Raw genomic sequence first — 21776 nt, forward strand, 5'->3', positions numbered from 1 at the left:
TTTCCTGCGGCAAAACAATAAAAACGGCTTGGCCGGCCCCCTGGGGAGCCGGCCGGTTTGGCTTAGACGCCGTGCTTCAGGCTGGCTTCGATGAAGCCGTCCAGGTCGCCGTCCATGACGCCCTTGATGTTGCCCACCTCGTGGCTGGTGCGCAAATCCTTGATGCGGGACTGGTCGAACACGTAGGAGCGGATCTGGTGGCCCCAGCCCACGTCGGTCTTGGTGTCTTCCAGCGCCTGCTTGGCTTCGTTGCGCTTCTTCAGTTCCAGCTCGTACAGCTTGGCGCGCAGCATCTGCATCGCCTCGTCGCGGTTGCGGTGCTGGGAACGGTCGTTCTGGCACTGCACCACGGTGTTGGTGGGGATGTGGGTGATCCGCACCGCCGAGTCGGTCTTGTTGATGTGCTGGCCGCCGGCGCCGGATGCGCGATAGGTGTCCACGCGCAGATCGGCCGGGTTGATGTCGATCTCGAAGCTGTCGTCCACTTCCGGGTAGACGAAGACCGACGAGAACGAGGTGTGGCGGCGGGCGTTGGAGTCGAACGGCGACACGCGCACCAGGCGGTGCACGCCCACTTCGGTGCGCAACAGGCCGTAGGCGTACTCGCCCTCGATCTTCAGCGTGGCGCTGCTGATGCCGGCCACTTCGCCTTCGGACACTTCCAACACGTCCACCTTGAAGCCCTTGCGCTCGGCGTAGCGGGTGTACATCCGCAGCAGCATGCCGGCCCAGTCCTGGGCCTCGGTGCCGCCGGCGCCGGCCTGGATGTCCAGGAAGCAGTTGTTGGGGTCCATCGGGTCATGGAACATGCGGCGGAATTCCATCTTGGCCACCTTGGCCTCGACATCTTCCAGATCGGCCTGCACCGCGAAGATGGTGTCGTCGTCGTCCTCGCTCTTGCCCATGTCGAACAGTTCGCGGCTATCGGCGAGGGTGGCGTTGATGCCGTCCAGCACCAGCACCACGTCTTCCAGCTGTTTGCGCTCGCGGCCCAGATCCTGCGCCCGCTTGGGATCGTTCCAGATATCCGGGTCTTCGGTCAGGCGGGAGACTTCTTCCAGACGGTCTTTTTTACCGTCGTAGTCAAAGATACCCCCGAATGTCGGCGGCGCGGGCGGCCAGGTCTTCGATCTTGGCCGCGATTTGGTTCAGGACTTCAACTTCAATCATGCTCTACTCCAAATGGCAGTCGATATTAGTAAATTCAAATATGAAATTCTGGTTTGATCAAAGACAAAAAGCGCACCTTGCGGTGCGCTTTCTTCGATCCGGCTCGGGTATCAGCCAAACAGGTGAGCGATGGCTGCGCGCTCTTCTTCCAGTTCGGCCAGGGTCAGGTCCATCCGCTCGCGGCTGAACGCGTCGATTTCCAAGCCTTCAACTCGTTTGTATTCGCCATTTTCGCACACAACCGGTACGCCGTACATCACGCCTTCCGGGATGCCATAGGAGCCGTCGGACGGCACGCCCATGGTCACCCACTTGCCGTTGCTGCCCAGCACCCAGTCGCGGATGTGGTCGATGGCGGCGTTGGCGGCGGAGGCGGCGGACGACAGGCCGCGCGCTTCGATGATGGCGGCGCCGCGCTTGCCGACGGTGGGCAGGAACACGTCGCGGTTCCACACGTCGTCGTTGATCAGGGTCTTGACCGATTGGCCATCGATGGTGGCGAAGCGGTAGTCGGCGTACATGGTCGGCGAGTGGTTGCCCCACACGGCCAGCTTCTCGATCGCGGCCACCGGCTTGCCGGTTTTGGCGGCGATTTGCGACAGCGCGCGATTGTGGTCAAGACGCAACATCGCGGTGAAGTTTTTCGGGTCCAGATCCGGAGCCGACTTCATCGCGATCCAGGCGTTGGTGTTGGCCGGGTTGCCCACCACCAGCACCTTGACGTCGCGGGCGGCGTGGTCGTTCAGCGCCTTGCCCTGCACGGTGAAGATGGCGCCGTTGGCTTCCAGCAGGTCCTTGCGCTCCATGCCCTTGCTGCGCGGGCGGGCGCCGACCAGCAGGGCCACTTTCACGTCCTTGAAGGCCACGTTCGGGTCGTCGGTGGCTACCATGCCTGCCAACAGCGGGAAGGCACAGTCTTCCAGCTCCATCATCACGCCCTTCAGCGCGGTTTGGGCTTGCGGCAGATCCAGCAGATGCAGAACGACCGGCTGGTCCTTGCCCAGCATCTCGCCACTGGCGATACGGAACAGCAGGCTATAGCCGATCTGGCCGGCAGCGCCGGTTACGGCAACGCGAACGGGGGCTTTCATTGGCGGAGTCTCCTTTGACGTATCCGATAATGAGCTGCAGATGTTGCTCTGCAGTATAGGTGTGGCAGGAAGTGTATCACGGCTGTTTATCGATTTGGGCTAATTGGTCAAGAATGTGGAGTCAAACAGCCGTTTAAGTATTATGTCTTATATAAGACTTGCCTTTACGCTTGATTTGTTTGGTGTTAAAACACAGATCATGACGGCCAATACCCTGAAAAGACAGCCGCTTTATGTCCAAGTCAAACAGCTGCTGCTGCAGCGGATGGGCGAAGGCGAGTGGCGGGCGCACGACGCGCTGCCCAGCGAATGGGAGCTGGCCGGCGAGCTGGGCGCGAGCCAGGGTACGGTGCGCAAGGCCTTGTCTGAGCTGGAGTCCGCCGGCTTGCTTTACCGGCAGCAGGGCCGCGGCACCTATGTGGCGCCGGTGCCGGGCGACTGGGGCGACGCCGTCCTGCTGACGCCGGGCCTGTTTTCCGAGCCGCCGGACGAGCTGGCGCGCGAATTTCTCGGCCTGTCGCGGCTGAATGCCAGCGAAGACATCGCCGATGCGTTGCAATTGCGGCGCTTAGCGCCTTTATTGAGAATTCGCCAGCTGTGGCGCTGGCACGGCGCGCCGGTGGCACTGGACGACGTGCTGCTGCCGGCCGAGGCGTTTGAAGGGATGGAGGCGCGCTGGCTGCGCAACTCCGCCGGCGTGTACGCCACCTTGCAGCAGCGCTTCGGCGTGCGGCTGCGGGTGCGCAGCGAACAGTTCCGCGCCGAGATGCTGCCGCGGGAAGAGGCGGGGCTCCTGGGCGTGACCGGCATGGTGGCAGATGTGCCGGCGCTGTGCCTGTTGCGCTTGTCGGAGTCGATGGACGGCAGGCCGCTGGAGTGGCGGCAGCGCTACTGCCTGACGCACCAGCTGGCTTATACAGTAAAGCACGATTGAAGCGTCGCCGGTTTGACGCAGATTAAATAGGTCCGGAAGCAGTACGGGGTAGTCCGAGATTTGTTAGAATCCCCGGCGCATATTGCAAATGAATTGTCGGCAATATGCCAGGTATTGGCAGGCATCGCCCGAACACAAGGGCAGAACCGGCCAGGCGGGCGGTCCGTGGTGGGCAGTCCGTCATGTAACCCTCGTGGTCACAAAAACATCCAAGGAAAGCCTTATGCAGAAGCAAAGACCGAAGCATCTGGACTTGGCCAGGATCAGACTGCCCGTGCCGGGCTTCGTCTCCATCCTGCACCGGGTCAGTGGTGTGGCGCTGTTCTTTTCCCTCCCGCTATTGATCTATCTGCTGCACGGTTCGCTCAGCTCGGCCGAATCGTTCGAAACCTACCGCGCCGTGGTGTCGCACCCGTTGATGAAGTTGGTGCTGCTGGGTCTGATCTGGGCCTATATGCATCACTTCTGTGCCGGCATCCGCTTCCTGTTTCTCGATATTCACAAAGGTCTGGAACTTGAGACCGCCCGCGCGACCGCCAAGACCGTGCTGGTAGTCAGCTTGGTGCTGACCGTGGTTCTGGGGGGAGTCGCTCTATGGTAAACCGCAACGTTGTCGGCGCCGGCTACGGCCTGCGCGACTGGATCATGCAGCGCGTCACCGCCGTCGTCATGGTGATCTACACCGTGGCGATGGCGCTGTTTTTGCTGGCGCTGCCGTCCGGCTACGATGGCTGGAAAGAACTGTTCAGCCACACCTGGGTGGAAGTGTTGACCCAGACCACGCTGCTGGCCTTGTTCCTGCACGTATGGGTGGGCATCCGCGACGTGTGGATGGACTATGTGAAGCCGGTGGGCATCCGCCTGGCGCTGCACATGTTCACCATCGTATGGCTGGTTTCCTGTTTTATCTATTCCGTTAAAGTGGTTTGGGGGCTGTAATGGGCATACCTGTTCGTCATTTTGATGCGGTGGTTGTGGGCGCCGGCGGCGCCGGCATGCGCGCCGCGCTGCAATTGTCGGAAGCCGGCCTGAAGACCGCCGTGCTGTCCAAGGTTTTCCCCACCCGTTCCCATACCGTGGCCGCCCAGGGCGGCGTGTCCGCCTCGCTCGGCAACTCCGAGCCGGACAACTGGCACTGGCACATGTACGACACCGTCAAGGGGTCGGACTGGCTGGGCGACCAGGACGCGATCGAATTCATGTGCCGCGAGGCGCCGAAAGTGGTCGTCGAGCTGGAGCACTTCGGCATGCCGTTCGACCGCAATCCGGACGGCACCATCTACCAGCGTCCGTTCGGCGGCCACATGTCCGACTTCGGCGAAGGCAAGCCGGTGCGCCGCGCCTGCGCCGCCGCCGACCGTACCGGCCACGCGATGCTGCACGCGCTGTACCAGCGCAATGTGCGCGCCAACACCCACTTCTTCGTCGAGTGGATGGCGCTGGACCTGATCCGCGACGCCGAAGGCCGCGTGCAGGGCGTGGTGGCGATGGAAATGGAAACGTCTGAAATCGTCGTGTTCCAGGCCAAGGCCACCCTGTTCGCCACTGGCGGCGCCGGCCGCATCTTCGCCTCCTCCACCAACGCCTTCATCAATACCGGCGACGGCATCGGCATGGCGGCGCGCGCCGGCATTCCGCTGGAGGATATGGAGTTCTGGCAGTTCCACCCGACCGGCGTGGCCGGCGCGGGCGTGCTGATCACCGAAGGCGTGCGTGGCGAAGGCGGCATCCTGCGTAATAGCGCGGGCGAGCGTTTCATGGAGCGCTACGCGCCCAACGCCAAGGATCTGGCCAGCCGCGACGTGGTGTCGCGCGCGATGGTGACCGAGATCAACGAAGGCCGCGGTTGCGGCCCGAACAAGGATCACGTGCTGCTGGACATCACCCACCTCGACCCCGAGGTGATCATGTCCAAGCTGCCGGGCATCCGCGAGATCTCGATCAAGTTCGCTGGCGTGGACCCGATCAAGGCGCCGATCCCGGTGGTGCCGACCTGCCATTACCAGATGGGCGGCATTCCCACCAACTACCACGGCGAAGTGGTGATCCACGGCGCGCCGGTGCACGGCTTCTACGCAGCCGGTGAAGTGGCCTGCGCCTCGGTGCACGGCGCCAACCGCTTGGGCACCAACTCGCTGCTGGACCTCTTGGTATTCGGCAAGAGCTCGGCCAACTCGATGATCGAGTTCATCAAGCAGCAGCCGGAGGACCTGCCGGACCTGGCCGAGGCCGATGTCGAGCGTTCCATCGCCCGCGTCGCCCGCCTGGACAACCAGACCGACGGCGTGCAGGTGCACGAGGCGCGCGCCGAACTGCAGCGCACCATGCAGACCCACTGCGGCGTGTTCCGCTTCAAGGACATGCTGGCCGAGGGCGTGGAGCGCATCCTGGAAGTGGAAAAAATGGTGGCGCGGACCGAGATCGGCGACAAGTCCAAGGTGTTCAACACCGCGCGCATCGAGGCGCTGGAGCTGGAAAACCTGATCGAAGTGGCCAAGGCGACCATGATTTCCGCCAACGCCCGCACCGAATCGCGCGGCGCCCACGTCCGCGACGACGCGCTGGACACCGAGGCTACGCCCAACGGCCGCGACGACGTCAACTGGCTGAAGCACACGCTGTGGTTCCGCGACGGCAACCGTCTGGAATACAAGCCGGTGAACATGAAGCCGCTGACCGTCGACACGATCAAGCTGAAGGCCCGCACCTACTAAGGGTTGAACCAGAGATGACTACCGATACCATCAAATTCCGCATCTACCGTTACAACCCGGACCAGGATGCCAAGCCGTACATGCAGGACATCAGCATCGAGATGGACGCGACCGAGCACAAGCTCTTGGACGCGCTGGTCAAGCTGAAGACCAAGGACGACACGCTGTCGTTCCGGCGCTCCTGTCGCGAAGGCGTCTGCGGCTCCGACGCGATGAATATCAACGGCAAGAACGGCCTGGCCTGCCTGACCGACTTCCGCGGCCTGAAACAGCCGATCGAGCTGCGTCCGCTGCCGGGCCTGCCGGTGGTGCGCGACCTGATCGTCGACATGGCGCAGTTCTTCAAGCAGTACCACTCGATCAAGCCTTACGTGATCAACGACACGCCGCCGCCGGAACGCGAGCGCCGCCAGTCGCCGGAAGACCGCAAGGAGCTGGACGGCCTGTACGAGTGCATCCTGTGCGCCTGCTGCTCGACCTCCTGCCCGTCGTTCTGGTGGAATCCGGACAAGTTCGTCGGCCCGGCCGGCCTGCTGGCCGCCTACCGCTTCATCGCCGACACCCGCGACGAAGCCACCAGCGAGCGGCTGGACAATCTGGAGGACCCGTACCGCCTGTTCCGTTGCCACACCATCATGAACTGCGTGGACGTATGCCCGAAAAATCTGAATCCGACCAAGGCCATCGGCAAGATCAAGGACCTGATGGTCAAGCGCGCGGTATGACGACTTTCGATCCGATAGAGCTGAAACGGATGCGCTGGCGCTCGCGCCGGGGGCTGCTCGAACTGGACCTGGTGCTGGAGAAATTCCTCGCCGGCCCGTTCGGACGGCTGGCCCCGGCCGAGTTCGAGGCCTACCGCAGGCTGCTGGATCTGGCCGACACCGATTTTCTGGATATCGTCAGCGGCAAGGCCGATCTCGAGGATCCGGAAGAGATGGCCATTGTGGTGATCCTCAGATCGCTGTGACGGCCGAAACCTGAAACCACTCCAACAACAACGATATAAACCGACTGGGAGTATTGCTGTGGAAACTAATCGCAAAGTCACGCTCAGCTACAACGAGGGTAAGGACTCCATGGACCTGCCGGTCCTGGGGGGCACGCTGGGTCCGGACGTCGTCGACATCCGCTCCTTTGGCAAAACCGGCATGTTCACCTTCGATCCGGGCTTCCTGGCGACCGCCAGCTGCGAATCCGGCATCACCTTCATAGATGGCGATCTGGGCCACCTGTACTACCGCGGCTACCCGATCGAGCAACTGGCCGAGAAGAGCGACTACCTGGAGGTGTGCTACCTGCTGCTGAACGGCGAGCTGCCGACCGCGGCGCAGCACAAGGAGTTCGAGCGCGGCGTGATGCGTCACAACATGCTGCACGACCAGCTGATGAGCCTGTTCAAGGGCTTCCGCCGCGACGCGCATCCGATGGCGGTGATGGTGGGCGTGGTGGGCGCGCTGTCGGCGTTCTACCATGACTCGCTGGACATCTCCAATCCGGAGCACCGCCGCATTTCGGCGCACCGTCTGATCGCCAAGCTGCCGACCATCGCCGCCCAGGCTTACCGCTACAACAAGGGCCTGCCGTTCTCCTACCCGAAAAACGGCCTGACCTACGCGGAAAACTTCCTGCACATGATGTTCTCAACCCCGTGCGAAGAGTACAAGGTGAATCCGGTGCTGGCCCGCGCCATGGACCGCATCTTCACCCTGCACGCCGACCACGAGCAAAACGCCTCCACTTCCACCGTGCGTCTGGCGGGCTCCTCCGGCGCCAACCCGTTCGCATGTATCGCCGCCGGCATCGCCTGCCTGTGGGGCCCGTCGCACGGCGGCGCCAACGAAGCCGTGCTGAAGATGCTGGACGAGATCGGCAGCGTCGAGAACGTGGCCGACTTCATGCAGGGCGTGAAGGACAAGCGCTACAAGCTGATGGGCTTCGGCCACCGCGTGTACAAGAACATGGACCCGCGCGCCGCCATCATGAAGCAAACCTGCGACGACGTGCTGAAGGAACTGGGCCTGGGCGACAGCCCGAAGTTCAAGCTGGCGATGGAGCTGGAGAAGATCGCGCTGAACGACCCGTACTTCATCGAGCGCAAGCTGTATCCGAACGTGGACTTCTACTCCGGCATCGTGCTGTCGGCCATCGGCATCCCGGTGTCGATGTTCACGCCTATCTTCGCGCTGGCCCGCACCGTGGGCTGGATCGCCCACTGGAGCGAGATGATCGCCGATCCGGGCATGAAGATCGGCCGTCCGCGCCAGCTGTACACCGGTTCGCCGCGCCGCGACTTCGTGGAAGTCGCCAAGCGCTGACAGCCTGAACGCGGGGTTGGCTGGAGCGGGGGCTTCAGCCAGCCCTTTTTTCAGAGCGCTGGGGCAAGGCAGCCCTTGCCCAAGCGCTTTGAGCCATGCTGCAACGTAAGACAAAAGGGTAGCCAGACCATGATGCAATCCATGTACAGCCATTCTTACCTGTTCGGTGGGAATGCGCCGTTCATCGAGGAGCTGTACGAACAGTACCTCGCTGACGCCAATGCCGTTCCGCAAGAATGGCGCGACTATTTCGACAAGCTGGCCCAGTCGCCGGGCGCCGCCGAGCGCGACGTGCCGCACCAGCCTATCCAGGAGTCGTTCATCCAGCTGGCCAAGAAGCCCCAGTCCGGCACGCGCAGCAGCGCCGCCGACTGGGAGGCGATGCAAAAGCAGGTGGGCGTGCTCAAGCTGATCTCGGCTTACCGCGTGCTGGGCTCGCGCCAGGCCAATCTGGACCCGCTCAAACGCATGGATCAGCAGACCGTGCGCGAACTGGACCCGGCCACCCACGGCCTGACCGATGCCGACATGGCGGTGCAGTTCAATGTCGGCTCGCTGGTGGGCCCGCAGAGGCTGCCGCTGTCCGACATCCTGGCGCGCCTGAAGCAGACCTACTGCGGCAATATCGGCGTCGAGTTCATGCACATCACCCAGTCCGACGAGAAGCACTGGGTGCAGAAGCGTTTCGAGGGCGACCTGTCCACGCCGCGCTATGACTCGGCCAAGAAGCAGCGCATCCTCAAGCAGATCACCGCGGCCGAGACGCTGGAACGCTACCTGCACACCAAGTACGTCGGCCAGAAGCGTTTCTCGCTGGAAGGCGGCGAATCCGCCATCGCCGCGCTGGACCACTTGATCCAGAACGCCACCACCCAGGGCGTGCAGGAACTGATCATCGGCATGGCCCACCGCGGCCGCCTGAACGTGCTGGTCAACACCCTGGGCAAGCAGCCGCGCGACCTGTTCGCCGAGTTCGAAGGCAAGGCTGCCCAGCAGATGGCTTCCGGCGACGTGAAGTACCACATGGGCTTCTCGTCCGACATCCCGACCGCCGACGGCCCGATGCACGTGTCGCTGGCGTTCAACCCGTCGCACCTGGAAATCGTCAACCCGGTGGTCGAGGGTTCGGTGCGCGCCCGCCAGGACCGCCGCAAGGACGCGGAGCGCAAGTCCGCGGTGCCGGTGCTGATCCACGGCGACTCCGCCTTCGGCGGCCTGGGCGTCAACCAGGGCACCTTCAACCTGTCGCAGACCCGCGGCTACGGCACCGGCGGCACCATCCACATCGTCATCAACAACCAGGTGGGCTTCACCACCTCGGACACCCGCGATATCCGTTCTACGATGTATTGCACCGACGTGGCCAAGATGATCGAAGCGCCTATCCTGCACGTGAACGGCGATGATCCGGAAGCCGTCTGCTACGTGATGCAGGCCGCGCTGGATTACCGGATGACCTTCAAGAAGGACGTGGTCATCGATCTGGTCTGCTACCGCAAGCTGGGCCACAACGAGGGCGACGATCCCTTCCTGACCCAGCCGATGATGTACAAGAAGATCGCCAAGCATCAGGGCGTGCGCGCCATGTACGCCGAGCGTCTGGTGCAGGAGGGCGTGCTGAAGTCCGAAGAGGCCGACGCGCAGATCCAGGCCTACCGCGACGCGCTGGACAAGGGCGAGCACGTCGAACAGACCGCGCTCACCAACTACCGCCGCGAACATGCGCTGGACTTCAGCCAGTATCTGGGCACCCATTGGGCGCATCCCACCGACACCTCGCTGCCGCAGGCCGACATCCAGCGCCTGACCGACAAGTTCACCGCGCTACCGGACGGCTTCAAGCTGCATCCGACCGTGCAGAAAGTGTTGGCGGCGCGCAAGGCGATGGCCGCCGGCGAGCAGAACGTCGATTGGGGCATGGCCGAGACGCTGGCTTACGCTTCGCTGGTGACCAACGGCTTCGGCGTGCGCCTGTCGGGCGAGGACTCCGGCCGCGGCACCTTCTCTCACCGCCATTCGGTGCTGCACGACCAGAACCGCGAGAGCTGGGACCAGGGCGCCTATGTGCCGCTGCGCAATATGTCCGACAACCAGGCCGACTTCCTGGTGATCGACTCCATCCTGAACGAGGAAGCGGTGCTGGCCTACGAGTACGGCTACGCCTGTTCCGCTCCGGACCAGCTGGTGATCTGGGAAGCCCAGTTCGGCGACTTCGCCAACGGCGCCCAAGTGGCCATCGACCAGTTCATCTCCTCCGGCGAGACCAAGTGGGGCCGTCTGTGCGGCTTGACCACCATCTTGCCGCACGGCTACGACGGCCAGGGCCCGGAGCACTCCTCCGCCCGCCTGGAGCGCTGGCTGCAGCTGTGCGCCGAGCACAATATGCAGGTAGTGATGCCGTCCGAGGCCAGCCAGATGTTCCACATGCTGCGCCGCCAGGTGCTGCGTCCGTACCGCAAGCCGCTGGTGATCTTCCTGTCCAAGCGCCTGCTGCGCTTCAAGGATTCCATGAGCCCGATCGAAGCCTTCACCAGCGGCAGCTTCCGCCCGGTGATCGGCGACGCGACGGTGCAGGACCCGAAGAAGGTGAAGCGCGTGGTGCTGTGCGCCGGCCAGGTGTATTACGACCTCGCCGCCGGCCGCAAGGAGCGCGGCCTGGAGGACGAGGTCGCCATCGTCCGCATCGAGCAGTTGTACCCGTTCCCGACCGAGCAGGTGGCCGCCGAGCTGGCGCGCTTCACCCAGGCCAAGGAAGTGATGTGGGTGCAGGAAGAGCCGCGCAACCAGGGCGCCTGGTACCAGATCCGCCACCGCCTGGAAGGCCTGCTTTCCGCCAAGCAGCAGCTGTCGTTCGCCGGTCGTCCGTCGTCGGCCTCGCCGGCGGTGGGGTATATGAGCAAGCACGTCGCCCAGCTGAAAGCCTTCGTCGAAGAAGCAATGTCGGTAGCCCGCTGAGCCTACGAGAAAGATCAGGGGCGGCATGGCCGCCGCCCCGCCATGGAGAAGAACATGCTGATTGAAGTCAAAGTCCCGCAATTGCCGGAATCCGTATCCGAAGCCACGCTGATGAGCTGGCACAAGAAGGTCGGCGAATTCGTCAAGCGCGACGAAAACCTGATCGACCTGGAAACCGACAAGGTGGTGCTGGAACTGCCGGCTCCGCAAGCCGGCGTGCTGGTTGAGATCATCGAGCAGGACGGCGCCACCGTGGTGTCCGGCCAGTTGATCGCCAAGATCGACACCGCCGCGAAGGCCGGCGACGCCGCTCCGGCAGCCGCCGCGGCTCCGGCGCCCGCAGCCTCTCCGGCGCCGGTGCAGGCCGCCGCCCCGGTTGCCGGCGCAGCCGCCATGCCGTCCGCCGCCAAGCTGGCCGCGGAAACCGGCGTGAACCTGGCCAATGTCGCCGGCTCCGGTCGCGACGGCCGCGTGCTGAAGGAAGACGTGCAGGCCGCCGCCAAGCCGGCCGCGCCGTCGCAAGCCGGCCCGGTGATCGGCGCGTCCGCCGGCGCGGCGCTGTCGTCCACGCCGTCCGCCGTCAACGTGGCCTCCATCCTGTCCGGCCGTCCGGAACAGAGCGTGCCGATGTCGCGTCTGCGCCAGCGCGTGGCCGAACGCCTGATCATGTCGCAGCAAACCAACGCCATCCTCACCACCTTCAATGAAGTGAACATGAAGCCGGTGATGGATCTGCGCGCCAAGTACAAGGACCGCTTCGAGAAAGAGCACGGCATCAAGCTGGGCTTCATGGGCTTCTTCGTCAAGGCCGTGGTCGCCGCGCTGAAGAAATACCCCATCGTCAACGCTTCGGTCGATGGCAACAACATCATCTACCACGGCTACTTCGACATTGGCGTGGCGGTGGGCAGCCCGCGCGGCCTGGTGGTGCCGGTGATCCGCAACGCCGACCAGCTCAGCCTGGCCGACATCGAGAAGCAGATCGCCGAATTCGGCAAGCGCGCCCAGGAGGGCAAGCTGACCGTTGAAGAGCTGACTGGCGGCACCTACACCATCTCCAACGGCGGCACCTTCGGTTCGATGATGTCCACTCCCATCATCAACCCGCCGCAATCGGCGATCCTGGGCATGCACGCCACCAAGGAGCGCGCCGTGGTTGAGAACGGTCAAGTGGTGGTGCGCCCGATGATGTATCTTGCCCAGTCTTACGACCACCGCATCATCGACGGCCGCGAAGCGGTGCTGAGCCTGGTGGCGATCAAGGACGCCATCGAGGACCCGGCCCGTCTGATTCTCGACCTGTAACACGTCGGGCCGGCGCAAGCCGGCCTGTCCGAATCTGCAAGAACGGAGCATGAATGGATCTGCCTGACTGGTTTTACGGCGTCGCCTCGATACTGGCCGGCGTGGTGCTGCTCTTCCTCACCTGGAAGAAGCATCGGCGCGGCGTGCGCGAGGACGGCTACAGCCGGGTAGGCAAGATCGTCATCGCTCTGTTCATGATCGCTTTCGGGGTCTTGCTGTTCAAAGTGAGCAAGGCCTGATTCAAGGGAAATCCCATGAGCCAACAGTTTGATGTTGTAGTGATCGGCGGCGGCCCCGGTGGTTATGTGGCCGCCATCCGCGCGGCCCAGCTGGGCTTCAATACCGCCTGCGTAGACGCGTTCAAGAACCCGGAAGGCAAGGCCTCGCTGGGCGGCACCTGCCTGAATGTGGGCTGCATTCCGTCCAAGGCGCTGCTGCAGTCGTCGGAAAACTTCCACGCGGTGCAGCACGACTTCGCCAAGCACGGCATCAGCGTCTCCGGCGCCAAGATGGACGTGGGCCAGATGCTGGCCCGCAAGACCGACATCATCACCAAGAACGCCGCCGGCATCAGCTTCCTGTTCAAGAAGAACAAGGTGGCCAATGTGCACGGCCTGGCCGCCTTCAAGGGCCGCCAGGGCGACAAGTGGCTGATCGAAGTCACCGACAATGGCGCGGTGGTGGACACGCTGGAAGCCGCCCACGTGATCGTGGCCACCGGCTCCAGCCCGCGCGCGCTGCCGGGCCTGGCGACCGACAACCAGCTGGTGCTGGACAACGAGGGCGCGCTGGCGCTCACCGCCGTGCCCAAGCGCCTGGGCGTGATCGGCGCCGGCGTGATCGGCCTGGAAATGGGTTCGGTATGGAAGCGCCTGGGCGCGGAAGTCACCATCCTGGAAGCGATGCCGACCTTTCTGGCGGCGGCCGACCAGCAGATCGCCAAGGAAGCGTTCAAGACGCTGACCCGCGACACCGGCCTGGACATCAAGCTGGGCGTCAAGATCGGCGAGATCAAGGCCGGCAAGAAGAGCGTCGTCGTCAATTACGAGCTGAACGGCGAAGCGGTCAAGGCGGAATTCGACAAGCTGATCGTCTCCATCGGCCGCGTGCCGCACACCCAGGGCCTGGGCGCCGAGACCGTCGGCCTGCAGCTGGATGAGCGCGGTTTCGTCGCGGTGGACGAGCACTGCCGCACCAATCTGCCCAATGTATGGGCGATCGGCGACGTGGTGCGCGGCCCGATGCTGGCGCACAAGGCGTCGGAAGAGGGCGTGGCGGTGGCCGAGCGCATCGCCGGCCAGAAGCCGCATGTCGATTTCGGCGTGATTCCGTGGGTGATCTACACCTCGCCGGAAATCGCCTGGGTCGGCAAGACCGAAGAGCAGTTGAAGGCGGAAGGCGTGGAGTACAAGAAGGGCACTTCCGGCTTCGGCGCCAACGGCCGCGCGCTGGGCCTGGGCATGGCGCAGGGCACGGTGAAGATTTTGGCCGACGCCAAGACCGACCGCATCCTGGGCCTGCACATGATAGGCCCGATGGTGTCCGAGCTGGTCAGCGAAGGCGTGGTGTCGATGGAGTTCAAGGCCGCCAGCGAAGACCTGGCGCGCATTGTCCACGCCCACCCGTCGCTGTCGGAAGTGATCCACGAAGCCGCGCTCGCCGCCGACAAGCGCGCGTTGCACGGTTGATGGGAGCCGGGTCGTGTACAATGCGCACGACCCGACCGGTATAGGGCCGGATCGCCGAGCCGGGGGGCTCGCGACCGGTCCCGCCAACAAGGTTTGGCAAGCGATCAAGGAATAGAGGCAGAGGCGCATGCCCGCCATCATTTCCCCGAAAGGAAACCATAGATGAACCTGCATGAATACCAAGCGAAAGAGCTGCTGAGCCGTTACGGCCTGCCGGTGCAACAAGGCATTCTGGCCAAGTCGCCGGAAGAAGCGGCTGCCGCTTACGACAAGCTGGGCGGCAAGTTTGCCGTCGTCAAGGCCCAGGTGCACGCCGGCGGCCGCGGCAAGGCCGGTGGCGTGAAAGTGGTGAAGAGCCGCGAAGAAGCCGCCGAAGTCGCCAAGACCCTGATCGGCACCAACCTGGTGACCTATCAGACCGACGCCGCCGGCCAGCCGGTGAATTCGGTTCTGGTGTGCGAAGACATGTACCCGGTGCAGCGCGAACTGTACCTGGGCGCCGTGGTGGATCGCGGCAGCCAGCGCGTCGTATTCATGGTTTCCACCGAAGGCGGCGTGGAGATCGAAAAGGTTGCCGAAGAAACTCCGGAAAAGATCATCAAGATCGAAGTGGATCCGCTGGTGGGCATGCAGCCGTTCCAGGCTCGCGACGCCGCCTTCGCGCTGGGCCTGTCCGGCGCGCAGATCGCCGCTTTCAGCAAGCTGATGCTGGGTTCCTACCAGGCCTTCGTCGAAAACGACTTCGCGCTGTTCGAAGTGAACCCGCTGGCGCTGCGCGAAAACGGCGAGCTGGCCTGCGTGGACGGCAAGATCAACCTGGACTCCAACGCGCTGTATCGCCACCCGGAACTCTTGGCGCAACGCGACAAGAGCCAGGAGAACGAACGCGAAGTGAAGGCTTCCGAATTCGACCTGAACTACGTGGCGCTGGAAGGCAATATCGGCTGCATGGTGAACGGCGCCGGCCTGGCGATGGCCACCATGGACATCATCAAGCTGAAGGGCGGCCAGCCGGCCAACTTCCTGGACGTGGGCGGCGGCGCCACCAAGGAGCGCGTGATCGAGGCGTTCAAGCTGATCCTGGCCGACACCTCGGTGCAGGGCGTGCTGATCAACATCTTCGGCGGCATCGTGCGCTGCGACATGATCGCCGAGGCCATCATCGCTGCCGTCAAGGAAGTGAACGTGACCGTGCCGGTGGTGGTGCGTCTGGAAGGCAACAACGCCGAACTGGGCGCCAAGATCCTGGACGAATCCGGCCTGAAACTGACTTCCGCCCAGGGTCTGAACGACGCTGCCGAGAAGATCGTCGCCGCCGTCAAGGCCGTGGCCTGAGACCCGCACTGAGCTGAGGAATACAAAATGAGCGTATTGGTAAACAAAGACACCAAAGTGCTGGTGCAAGGCTTCACCGGCAAGAACGGCACCTTCCACGCCGAACAGGCGTTGAAGGTCGGCACCAAGGTTGTGGGCGGCGTGACTCCGGGCAAGGGCGGCGCCGAGCATCTGGGCCTGCCGGTGTTCAACACCATGAAGGACGCCGTGCGTCAGACCCAGGCCGACGCCTCGGTGATCTACGTGCCCGCGGCCTTCGCCAAGGATTCCATCTTGGAAGCCATCGACAGCGGCGTGAAGCTGATCGTCTGCATCACCGAAGGCGTGCCCACCCTGGACATGCTGTATGTGAAGAAGGCCGTCGACGAAGCCGGCATCCGCCTGATCGGCCCGAACTGTCCCGGCATCATCACCCCGGGCGAGTGCAAGATCGGCATCATGCCGTGGCACATCCACAATCCGGGCCGCATCGGCATCGTGTCCCGCTCCGGCACCCTGACCTACGAGGCTGTGGCGCAAACCACCGCGCTGGGCCTGGGCCAGTCCACCTGCATCGGCATCGGCGGCGATCCGATCCCGGGCACCAGCCACATCGATGCCTTGCGTCTGTTCCAGGATGATCCGGACACCGACGCCATCGTGATGATCGGCGAAATCGGCGGTTCCGCCGAGGAAGAGGCGGCCGAGTTCGCCAAATCCTACGTGACCAAGCCGGTAGTCGGCTACATCGCCGGCGTCACCGCGCCGAAGGGCAAGCGCATGGGCCACGCCGGCGCCATCATCTCCGGCGGCAAGGGCACCGCGGAAGAGAAGTTCAAGGCTTTCGAGCGCGCAGGCATCGCCTATACCCGCAGCCCGGCCGAAATCGGCAAAACCATGTTCGAACTGCTGAAAAGCAAGGGCATGATCTAAGCCACGGCCTCAGGCCCGCCGCGAAGCGGGCCGGCTATGCGAAACACCCCGAAGAGCGATCTTCGGGGTGTTTTTTATTGGGTTCTGATCAGGCGAAGCGGGCGCAGGCGCGCTGGAACGGCTGCTGGAAGCGCGGGCTGACGTAGGGCGACAGCAGATACATCAGGCTGCGGCAGCCGGCCTCCACCATGCGCTCCAGCTCGGCTGCGCTGGCGCTGTTGCGGATGGAGGTGACCCAGCCGGTCTGCACCATCTGGAAGTGCTGTACCAGGTGTTGCAGCTGGCTGTCGTCGCCTTGCAACATGCCCTGTTCGCGCAGGCGGGCAAACAGCTGGCCCAGCTTGTTGTTGAGCTGGCCGCGTGAGATCTGCTGGTGGTTTTCCGCCAGCACCGGGTTGACGCAGAACAGGCTGGGCAGGCTTTGCGGCAGGAAGCGGAAACTCCAGATGTGGCGCAGTGTCTTCTCCATCGCGCCCACCATCGCCTCTATCGAGTTGCAATGGTTGATGGCGGCGGACAGCTGCTCCCCCATGCCCTTCACGTAGCGCTGGTACAGCTCGTTGACTATCTCTTCCTTGTTGCGGAAGTGATAGTAGAGCTTGCCGGTGCTGATGTTCATCCGCTCGGCGATGTGGTTGGTGGTGATCACCCGTTCGCCCTCCTGGTTGAACAGCTGCAGGCTGGCTTCGATGATTTTGTCAAAGGTCGGCGATTGGCTGCCGCTTTTACGCATGATGATTTTTCCTGATGACTCGGACATGGTCGGGAGGGGCCGCGCTCACACCCGCTTGCGCAGAAGCGGCACGCTGGCGGCAAGGCCGAGCGCGATCCAGCTTTCCAGCCGGAAGAAATCCAGGCAGGACAGCAGCGTGGCCTGCCGGGCGAGTTCGCCGGCCAGCACTCCCAAGCGTTGAGTATCGCTCAAATCGGGCATGAATTGTCGCAATTGATGCAAAGCATCGACAAACTGTGGCGTATTCCAGGAAAAATTCTCGCCAAGACGGCTGTAATGCAGCGCGTTGCGCGCCTGCATGAATACCGTGGCCAGCGCGATGCCGGCGGAGATGGACACCTGGCGCACGATGTTCTTGGTCTGGTAAGCATGGCCGAACGCCGCGGGGGCGATGTCGCGGAAGGTGCGCTGCGCGGTGGCCATGATGAACAGCGACATGAAGCCGCCGTGGAGCAGCAGGATCAGCATCAGCCGCAGCTTGGTGGCCTCGCCGTTCAGTCCGCTCATCAGCCAGCCGTACAGCGCCAGCAGCAGGCAGCCGCACAGCATGGTCGGCGCCAAGCCCGGCGGCCGGCGCGAGCGCAGCAGCCCGGCGTACAGCATGGCGAAGCCCATGCCGGCGAAGAAGCTGATGGCCAACAGCGCGCCGCTGGCGGGCACATCGAAACCCAGCGCCTGGATGGCCATGGCCGGCAGGATGTAGCTGTTGGCCGAAACCAGCAGGTAGCAGCCGCTGTAGCACAGCAATCCAAGCAAGTATGCCGGCTGTTTCAGCGCCTGCCAGTGCTCGCGGTCCGAAGCGCGGCCGGGGTGCCGCAGGCGCAGGACGGCATAGCAGCCCAGGGCGGCCAGCAGCAGGCCCAGCAGCCGTTGCGGATGGCCGAACAACTGATAGGGCAGTTGCTGGATCAGCCATTGCAACAGGAAAGCGGCCGCCATCAGCCAGATGAAGGCGGAAGAGTGGTAGCGGGGGCGGGATGTCGCCGGCGGGCGCAGGGGCAGGCGCTGCGCGGCCCACAGCGCGGCCGGCAGGCAGGGCAGGATGGCCCAGAAGATGCCGCGCCAGTTGCCGGCGCGCAATATCATTCCTCCCAGCAGCGGGCCCAGCGCCGAACCCAGCAGCAGCGCCTGGCCGAAGGCCACCAGGCCGGCGGCGCGCCAGGCCGGCGGTAGCTGGGCCACTTCCAGCCGGGCGGCGGTGAAGAAGGCCGCGCCTCCCAAGCCCTGCACCGCCCGTCCGGCGATGAAGGCGGTCGGCGTCTGCGCATTGCCGGCGATCAGCGCGCCCAGCCCGAACAAGGCGACCGAGATTTGCAGGTGGCGGCGCGAACCCAGGCGCTGGACGCACCATTGATGGTTGAACAGCGCCACCACCGCGCATAGCGCGTAGGCCATCGCCGCTAGGCTGAATTCCTCCGGTCCGGCGCCGACGCCGCCCATCACATGGGAGGAGGCAAAATTGAGCATGCCGTTCTGCAGGAATTCCAGCCAGGCGATCAGCGCGATGGCGAGGAGTTGCGGCAGAGGGCGGGCGGAGGAGGACTGGGGCATGGCGGGCATTCGGCGATGGCGATGCCCCAGTGTAGAGAGCCCGATTTATTTAATAAAATCGATGTTTTTCATCTAATATATTACTGTGAATAATATTGATGCCGTCCAGCTGCGCAAGCTGGACCTCAACAGCCTGGTGGCGCTGCATGCGCTGCTCAGCACCCGCAGCGTCAGCCTGAGCGCCGCCAGGCTGTGCCTGGGGCAGCCGGCGGTCAGCCACATCCTCAAACGCTTGCGGGCGCTGACGGGCGACGAGCTGCTGTGCCGCCATGGCCGGCGCATGCTGTTGACGCCGTTGGCGGAGTCGCTGCTGGCGCCGCTGGAGGCCTGGCTGGAGCAGGGGCAGCGGCTGCTGCAGCCGCAGGTCTTCGATCCCGCCGCGCTGCAGGCCGAGTACCGGCTGGCGATGCCGGACTTGCTGGAGGCGGCCTTGCTGCCGGCTTTGATCGCCGCGCTGCAGGCGCAGGCGCCGGGATTGATCCTGCAGGTGGTGGCGATGCCGGCCGACCAAGTGGAGAGCGCGCTGGAGCACGGACGGATAGACGGCGCGCTGGGCTATTTCCCGCAGGCTTCTGCCCGGCTGGGCCGGCAGCCGTTGTTTATCAGCCGCTTCGTCTGCTTCTACCACGCAGCGCAGATCGATATGCCCGCCGCGCTGCGCGCGGAGGATCTGGCGCGCCCGCCGCACATCCATACCTCTTACGCCGGCAACAGCGCCAGCCTGGTCGACGACTATCTGCGCGGCCAGGGGCGGCAAAGGCGGGTGATCGCTTCCACCGCCAGCCTGTTGGCGATTCCGTTGATCCTGGAGCGGCTGCCGGCGGTGGCGGTGCTGCCGGACATGATAGCCGGCGTGTTGCGCCGGGGAGACAATGCGCTGGAAATGCGGCGGCTGGCGGATGCCGATCTGCGGATCGGCATAGAGCATTTATGGCATCCGCGCCGCAATGCGGATCCGCTGCAGCAATTTTTCAACAGGCTGGTGCAAGAGCAATCCGCGGGTTTGGCCGGCAGGGAGCAGGAGTAGTTTGCAGCTGTTTTTTGCGGGATTTGCTTTAAAGACGGTAAGATTATTTAAATATAATGTTATTTTTAACGATGCATGTTGTTGGCCATGACGGATAATAGCCCTTTTATCAGCATCGGCTAATCATCTTATGCGCTCCATCCGACACAAGCTCATCTTGCTGACGGCGGTCTCCATCCTGGTTGCCACCCTAAGCGTCACCATCATTGCCTGCCTGAACATCCGCAACCACGCTTACGACGAAGCCAAGCGCGAAGTCACCCAGGTGCTGCAGCTGCAAGGGGGGCTGGTATCGGAATGGCTGGGTGTGCGCAAGAACCTGATCAGCGCCAGCCTCGGCAAGGCCGGCGATCCGCAGGCCAGCTACTATCTGCAGCAGATCGCCAAGGGCGGCGGCTTCAACATCATTTACGCCGGCCATGGCGACAGCGGCGAAATGTTCTACTCGGTGCCGGGCCGGGCGAAGCCCAGCGCCGACTACCAGCCGGCGCAGCGCCCCTGGTACCAGCAGGCCAAGGCCCAGGGCGGCCTGATCGTCACCGATCCGTACAAGGATTCCGAACCGGAGACCAAGGACAAGCTGGTGATCACCATCGCCGACAAGGCGCCGGGCCAGGAGATCGTCGTCGGCGGCGACATCCTGATCGACAAGCTGGTGAAATCGGTGCTGGACATCAAGCTGGCGGGCGGCGGCCATGCCTTCCTGCTGACCCGCCAAGGCAAGGTGATCGCGTATCCCAAGCCAGGCCAGGAGCTGAAGTCGATCAGCGAACTGATCCCGGCGCTGGACGACAGCCGCTTCCAGCAACTGGTGGCCAGCGGCGACGTGGCGCCGATGGAGATCGACGGAAAAACCTTCCTGGTGGACCTGCGCCAGGTGGAGGGCACCGACTGGGTGCTGGGCGTGGCGGCGGATGAAGAGGCGGTGCTGGCGCCGGTGACCCAGCTGATCTGGCTGATCAGCGGCGGCGTGGCGGTGGTGCTGCTGGTGCTGGTGGCTTTGAGCTCCGGCTATCTGACCCGACTGTTGCGCGGCCTGATCCAGGTGCGCGACGCGATGCGTGAAATTTCGCAGGGCGAGGGCGATCTGACCCGCCGCATCGAAATCCACGGCGAAGACGAAGTGGCGCAGACCGCCGAAGCGTTCAACCAGTTCGTCGGCCGCCTCAACGGCATGTTCCGCGAACTGCGCGGCGAGGCCGAGCAACTGGCGCACGGCGTGATCGAAGTGGGCGGCGCGGTGAAGCAGGTGGCCAACGACTCGCACCGCCTGGCAGACATCTCCAGCTCCAACGCCGCGGCGATCGAGCAGGTGACCGTCAGCATCTCGCATATCGCCGACGCCACCCGCGAAACCGATTCGCTGGCGCGCAACACCGGCGAGCACTCGCGCGAGAGCGCCGGCGACATGCAGCGCATCAGCAAGGAAATGGAGCAGACCAGCCAGGCGGTGGGCGAGCTGTCCGGCCTGTTGGCCTCGCTGGAGCAGCGCTCGCAGGAAATCTCCAAGATCACCAATGTGATCAGCGACATCGCCGACCAGACCAATCTGCTGGCGCTGAACGCGGCGATTGAGGCGGCGCGAGCCGGAGAACAGGGCCGCGGTTTCGCGGTGGTGGCCGACGAGGTGCGCAAGCTGGCCGAGCGCACCGGCAAGGCGACGGTGGAAATCAGCCAGATGGTGGAGAACATCCTGGGCGAAACCGGCAAGGCGGTGGGCAATATGCAGCGCACGGTGTCGGCGGTGGATACCAGCGTGGACCTGACCAGCCAGGCGCGCGGCCGGCTGATCGCCATCAGCGACGCGATGCAGCAGGTGATAGACAAGATCGGCGACGTCGCGCTGTCCACCAGCGAACAGCACAACGCCACCACCGCGATGGCGCAGAGCACCGAGTCGATCAACAACCAGATCCTGGATTCCGATGCCGCGCTGCAAGGCGCGATGCAGACGCTGGAAGCGCTGAACCGGCTGGCGCGCAGCATGCAGGGAGCGTTTGGCCGATTCAAGCTATAAAAACCAGGCGGCCTTGCCGCGTCCGC

At 64.0% G+C, this 21776-nt stretch carries 19 protein-coding genes; 15 read left to right on the forward strand and 4 right to left on the reverse strand.

The genetic code is table 11. The features are described 5' to 3' along the window. Positions 1-62 precede the first annotated feature (62 nt). A protein-coding gene (gene prfB, locus BI344_RS09190; protein ID WP_139166937.1) for a peptide chain release factor 2 occupies positions 63-1170 on the reverse strand; the annotation gives its coding sequence in 2 pieces (ribosomal slippage) (positions 63-1085 and positions 1087-1170; 1107 coding nt in all). A gap of 110 nt (positions 1171-1280) precedes the next feature. Next, on the reverse strand, positions 1281-2261 hold the full coding sequence (locus BI344_RS09195; RefSeq protein ID WP_071112652.1) for a malate dehydrogenase: 981 nt from the start codon (positions 2259-2261) through the stop codon (positions 1281-1283). A gap of 199 nt (positions 2262-2460) precedes the next feature. Here BI344_RS09195 and BI344_RS09200 point away from each other — a divergent pair, with 199 nt between their 5' ends. From BI344_RS09200 to sucD, 13 genes are all read left to right on the forward strand, one after another. Next, on the forward strand, positions 2461-3195 hold the full coding sequence (locus BI344_RS09200; RefSeq protein ID WP_071112653.1) for a GntR family transcriptional regulator: 735 nt from the start codon (positions 2461-2463) through the stop codon (positions 3193-3195). A 223-nt stretch (positions 3196-3418) separates the two neighbouring features. Beyond that, the gene (gene sdhC / locus BI344_RS09205; RefSeq protein ID WP_071112654.1) at positions 3419-3796 is read left to right on the forward strand and encodes a succinate dehydrogenase, cytochrome b556 subunit; all 378 of its coding nucleotides are present in this window, start codon (positions 3419-3421) and stop codon (positions 3794-3796) included. After that, positions 3790-4134: a succinate dehydrogenase, hydrophobic membrane anchor protein gene (gene sdhD / locus BI344_RS09210; protein ID WP_071112655.1), complete on the forward strand. Its 345-nt coding sequence runs from the start codon at positions 3790-3792 to the stop codon at positions 4132-4134. The genes sdhC and sdhD overlap by 7 nt, the downstream gene beginning before the upstream one ends. Beyond that, positions 4134-5909, forward strand: coding sequence for a succinate dehydrogenase flavoprotein subunit (gene sdhA / locus BI344_RS09215; RefSeq protein ID WP_071112656.1), 1776 nt, complete (start codon positions 4134-4136; stop codon positions 5907-5909). Before sdhD ends, sdhA begins: the two co-directional genes overlap by 1 nt. Positions 5910-5923: 14 nt before the next feature. After that, positions 5924-6634: a succinate dehydrogenase iron-sulfur subunit gene (locus tag BI344_RS09220; protein WP_071112657.1), complete on the forward strand. Its 711-nt coding sequence runs from the start codon at positions 5924-5926 to the stop codon at positions 6632-6634. Next, entirely contained in the window at positions 6631-6879 is a 249-nt protein-coding gene (locus BI344_RS09225; protein ID WP_071112658.1) for an FAD assembly factor SdhE, read from the forward strand. The genes BI344_RS09220 and BI344_RS09225 overlap by 4 nt, the downstream gene beginning before the upstream one ends. A gap of 58 nt (positions 6880-6937) precedes the next feature. Further along, entirely contained in the window at positions 6938-8227 is a 1290-nt protein-coding gene (gltA, locus tag BI344_RS09230) for a citrate synthase (protein WP_071112659.1), read from the forward strand. A gap of 129 nt (positions 8228-8356) precedes the next feature. Continuing rightward, a complete protein-coding gene (locus tag BI344_RS09235) occupies positions 8357-11182 on the forward strand; it encodes a 2-oxoglutarate dehydrogenase E1 component (protein WP_071112660.1) in 2826 nt (941 codons plus the stop codon). Between the two features lie 54 nt (positions 11183-11236). Further along, positions 11237-12487: a 2-oxoglutarate dehydrogenase complex dihydrolipoyllysine-residue succinyltransferase gene (gene odhB, locus BI344_RS09240; RefSeq protein ID WP_071112661.1), complete on the forward strand. Its 1251-nt coding sequence runs from the start codon at positions 11237-11239 to the stop codon at positions 12485-12487. A gap of 53 nt (positions 12488-12540) precedes the next feature. Then, positions 12541-12726: a hypothetical protein gene (locus BI344_RS09245; protein ID WP_071112662.1), complete on the forward strand. Its 186-nt coding sequence runs from the start codon at positions 12541-12543 to the stop codon at positions 12724-12726. A gap of 15 nt (positions 12727-12741) precedes the next feature. Next, complete coding sequence (gene lpdA / locus BI344_RS09250) at positions 12742-14175, forward strand: dihydrolipoyl dehydrogenase (protein WP_071112663.1); 1434 nt, start codon at positions 12742-12744, stop codon at positions 14173-14175. 162 nt (positions 14176-14337) lie between these two features. Next, positions 14338-15510: an ADP-forming succinate--CoA ligase subunit beta gene (gene sucC / locus BI344_RS09255; RefSeq protein WP_021478969.1), complete on the forward strand. Its 1173-nt coding sequence runs from the start codon at positions 14338-14340 to the stop codon at positions 15508-15510. Between the two features lie 27 nt (positions 15511-15537). Further along, positions 15538-16422, forward strand: a complete 885-nt coding sequence (gene sucD, locus BI344_RS09260; protein ID WP_071112664.1) for a succinate--CoA ligase subunit alpha — start codon at positions 15538-15540, stop codon at positions 16420-16422. Between the two features lie 88 nt (positions 16423-16510). Here the strand turns inward: sucD and BI344_RS09265 are convergent, their stop codons facing one another. Both BI344_RS09265 and BI344_RS09270 read right to left on the reverse strand, forming a co-directional pair. Next, the gene (locus tag BI344_RS09265; RefSeq protein ID WP_071112665.1) at positions 16511-17155 is read right to left on the reverse strand and encodes a TetR/AcrR family transcriptional regulator; all 645 of its coding nucleotides are present in this window, start codon (positions 17153-17155) and stop codon (positions 16511-16513) included. Positions 17156-17200: 45 nt separating this feature from the next. Next, on the reverse strand, positions 17201-18706 hold the full coding sequence (locus BI344_RS09270) for an MFS transporter (protein WP_158020768.1): 1506 nt from the start codon (positions 18704-18706) through the stop codon (positions 17201-17203). A gap of 85 nt (positions 18707-18791) precedes the next feature. On the opposite strand from BI344_RS09270, the gene BI344_RS09275 reads away from it, so the two are divergent. Together BI344_RS09275 and BI344_RS09280 are read left to right on the forward strand one after the other, a co-directional pair. After that, positions 18792-19733, forward strand: coding sequence for a LysR family transcriptional regulator (locus BI344_RS09275; RefSeq protein WP_083370145.1), 942 nt, complete (start codon positions 18792-18794; stop codon positions 19731-19733). 157 nt (positions 19734-19890) lie between these two features. Continuing rightward, the gene (locus tag BI344_RS09280; RefSeq protein WP_241499294.1) at positions 19891-21750 is read left to right on the forward strand and encodes a methyl-accepting chemotaxis protein; all 1860 of its coding nucleotides are present in this window, start codon (positions 19891-19893) and stop codon (positions 21748-21750) included. The last annotated feature ends 26 nt before the right edge of the window (positions 21751-21776 follow it).

The sequence above is a fragment of the Chromobacterium sphagni genome (assembly GCF_001855555.1).
GTDB classification, from domain to species: Bacteria; Pseudomonadota; Gammaproteobacteria; order Burkholderiales; family Chromobacteriaceae; genus Chromobacterium; species Chromobacterium sphagni.

Excerpts from the sequence above, each read along its gene's own strand:
- BI344_RS09195 (WP_071112652.1), bottom strand. The coding sequence starts at position 2,261 with ATGAAAGCCCCCGTTCGCGTTGCCGTAACCGGCGCTGCCGGCCAGATC.
- BI344_RS09200 (WP_071112653.1), top strand. The coding sequence starts at position 2,461 with ATGACGGCCAATACCCTGAAAAGACAGCCGCTTTATGTCCAAGTCAAA.
- sdhC (WP_071112654.1), top strand. The coding sequence starts at position 3,419 with ATGCAGAAGCAAAGACCGAAGCATCTGGACTTGGCCAGGATCAGACTG.
- sdhD (WP_071112655.1), top strand. The coding sequence starts at position 3,790 with ATGGTAAACCGCAACGTTGTCGGCGCCGGCTACGGCCTGCGCGACTGG.
- sdhA (WP_071112656.1), top strand. The coding sequence starts at position 4,134 with ATGGGCATACCTGTTCGTCATTTTGATGCGGTGGTTGTGGGCGCCGGC.
- BI344_RS09220 (WP_071112657.1), top strand. The coding sequence starts at position 5,924 with ATGACTACCGATACCATCAAATTCCGCATCTACCGTTACAACCCGGAC.
- BI344_RS09225 (WP_071112658.1), top strand. The coding sequence starts at position 6,631 with ATGACGACTTTCGATCCGATAGAGCTGAAACGGATGCGCTGGCGCTCG.
- BI344_RS09235 (WP_071112660.1), top strand. The coding sequence starts at position 8,357 with ATGATGCAATCCATGTACAGCCATTCTTACCTGTTCGGTGGGAATGCG.
- odhB (WP_071112661.1), top strand. The coding sequence starts at position 11,237 with ATGCTGATTGAAGTCAAAGTCCCGCAATTGCCGGAATCCGTATCCGAA.
- BI344_RS09245 (WP_071112662.1), top strand. The coding sequence starts at position 12,541 with ATGGATCTGCCTGACTGGTTTTACGGCGTCGCCTCGATACTGGCCGGC.
- lpdA (WP_071112663.1), top strand. The coding sequence starts at position 12,742 with ATGAGCCAACAGTTTGATGTTGTAGTGATCGGCGGCGGCCCCGGTGGT.
- sucC (WP_021478969.1), top strand. The coding sequence starts at position 14,338 with ATGAACCTGCATGAATACCAAGCGAAAGAGCTGCTGAGCCGTTACGGC.
- sucD (WP_071112664.1), top strand. The coding sequence starts at position 15,538 with ATGAGCGTATTGGTAAACAAAGACACCAAAGTGCTGGTGCAAGGCTTC.
- BI344_RS09265 (WP_071112665.1), bottom strand. The coding sequence starts at position 17,155 with ATGCGTAAAAGCGGCAGCCAATCGCCGACCTTTGACAAAATCATCGAA.
- BI344_RS09270 (WP_158020768.1), bottom strand. The coding sequence starts at position 18,706 with ATGCCCCAGTCCTCCTCCGCCCGCCCTCTGCCGCAACTCCTCGCCATC.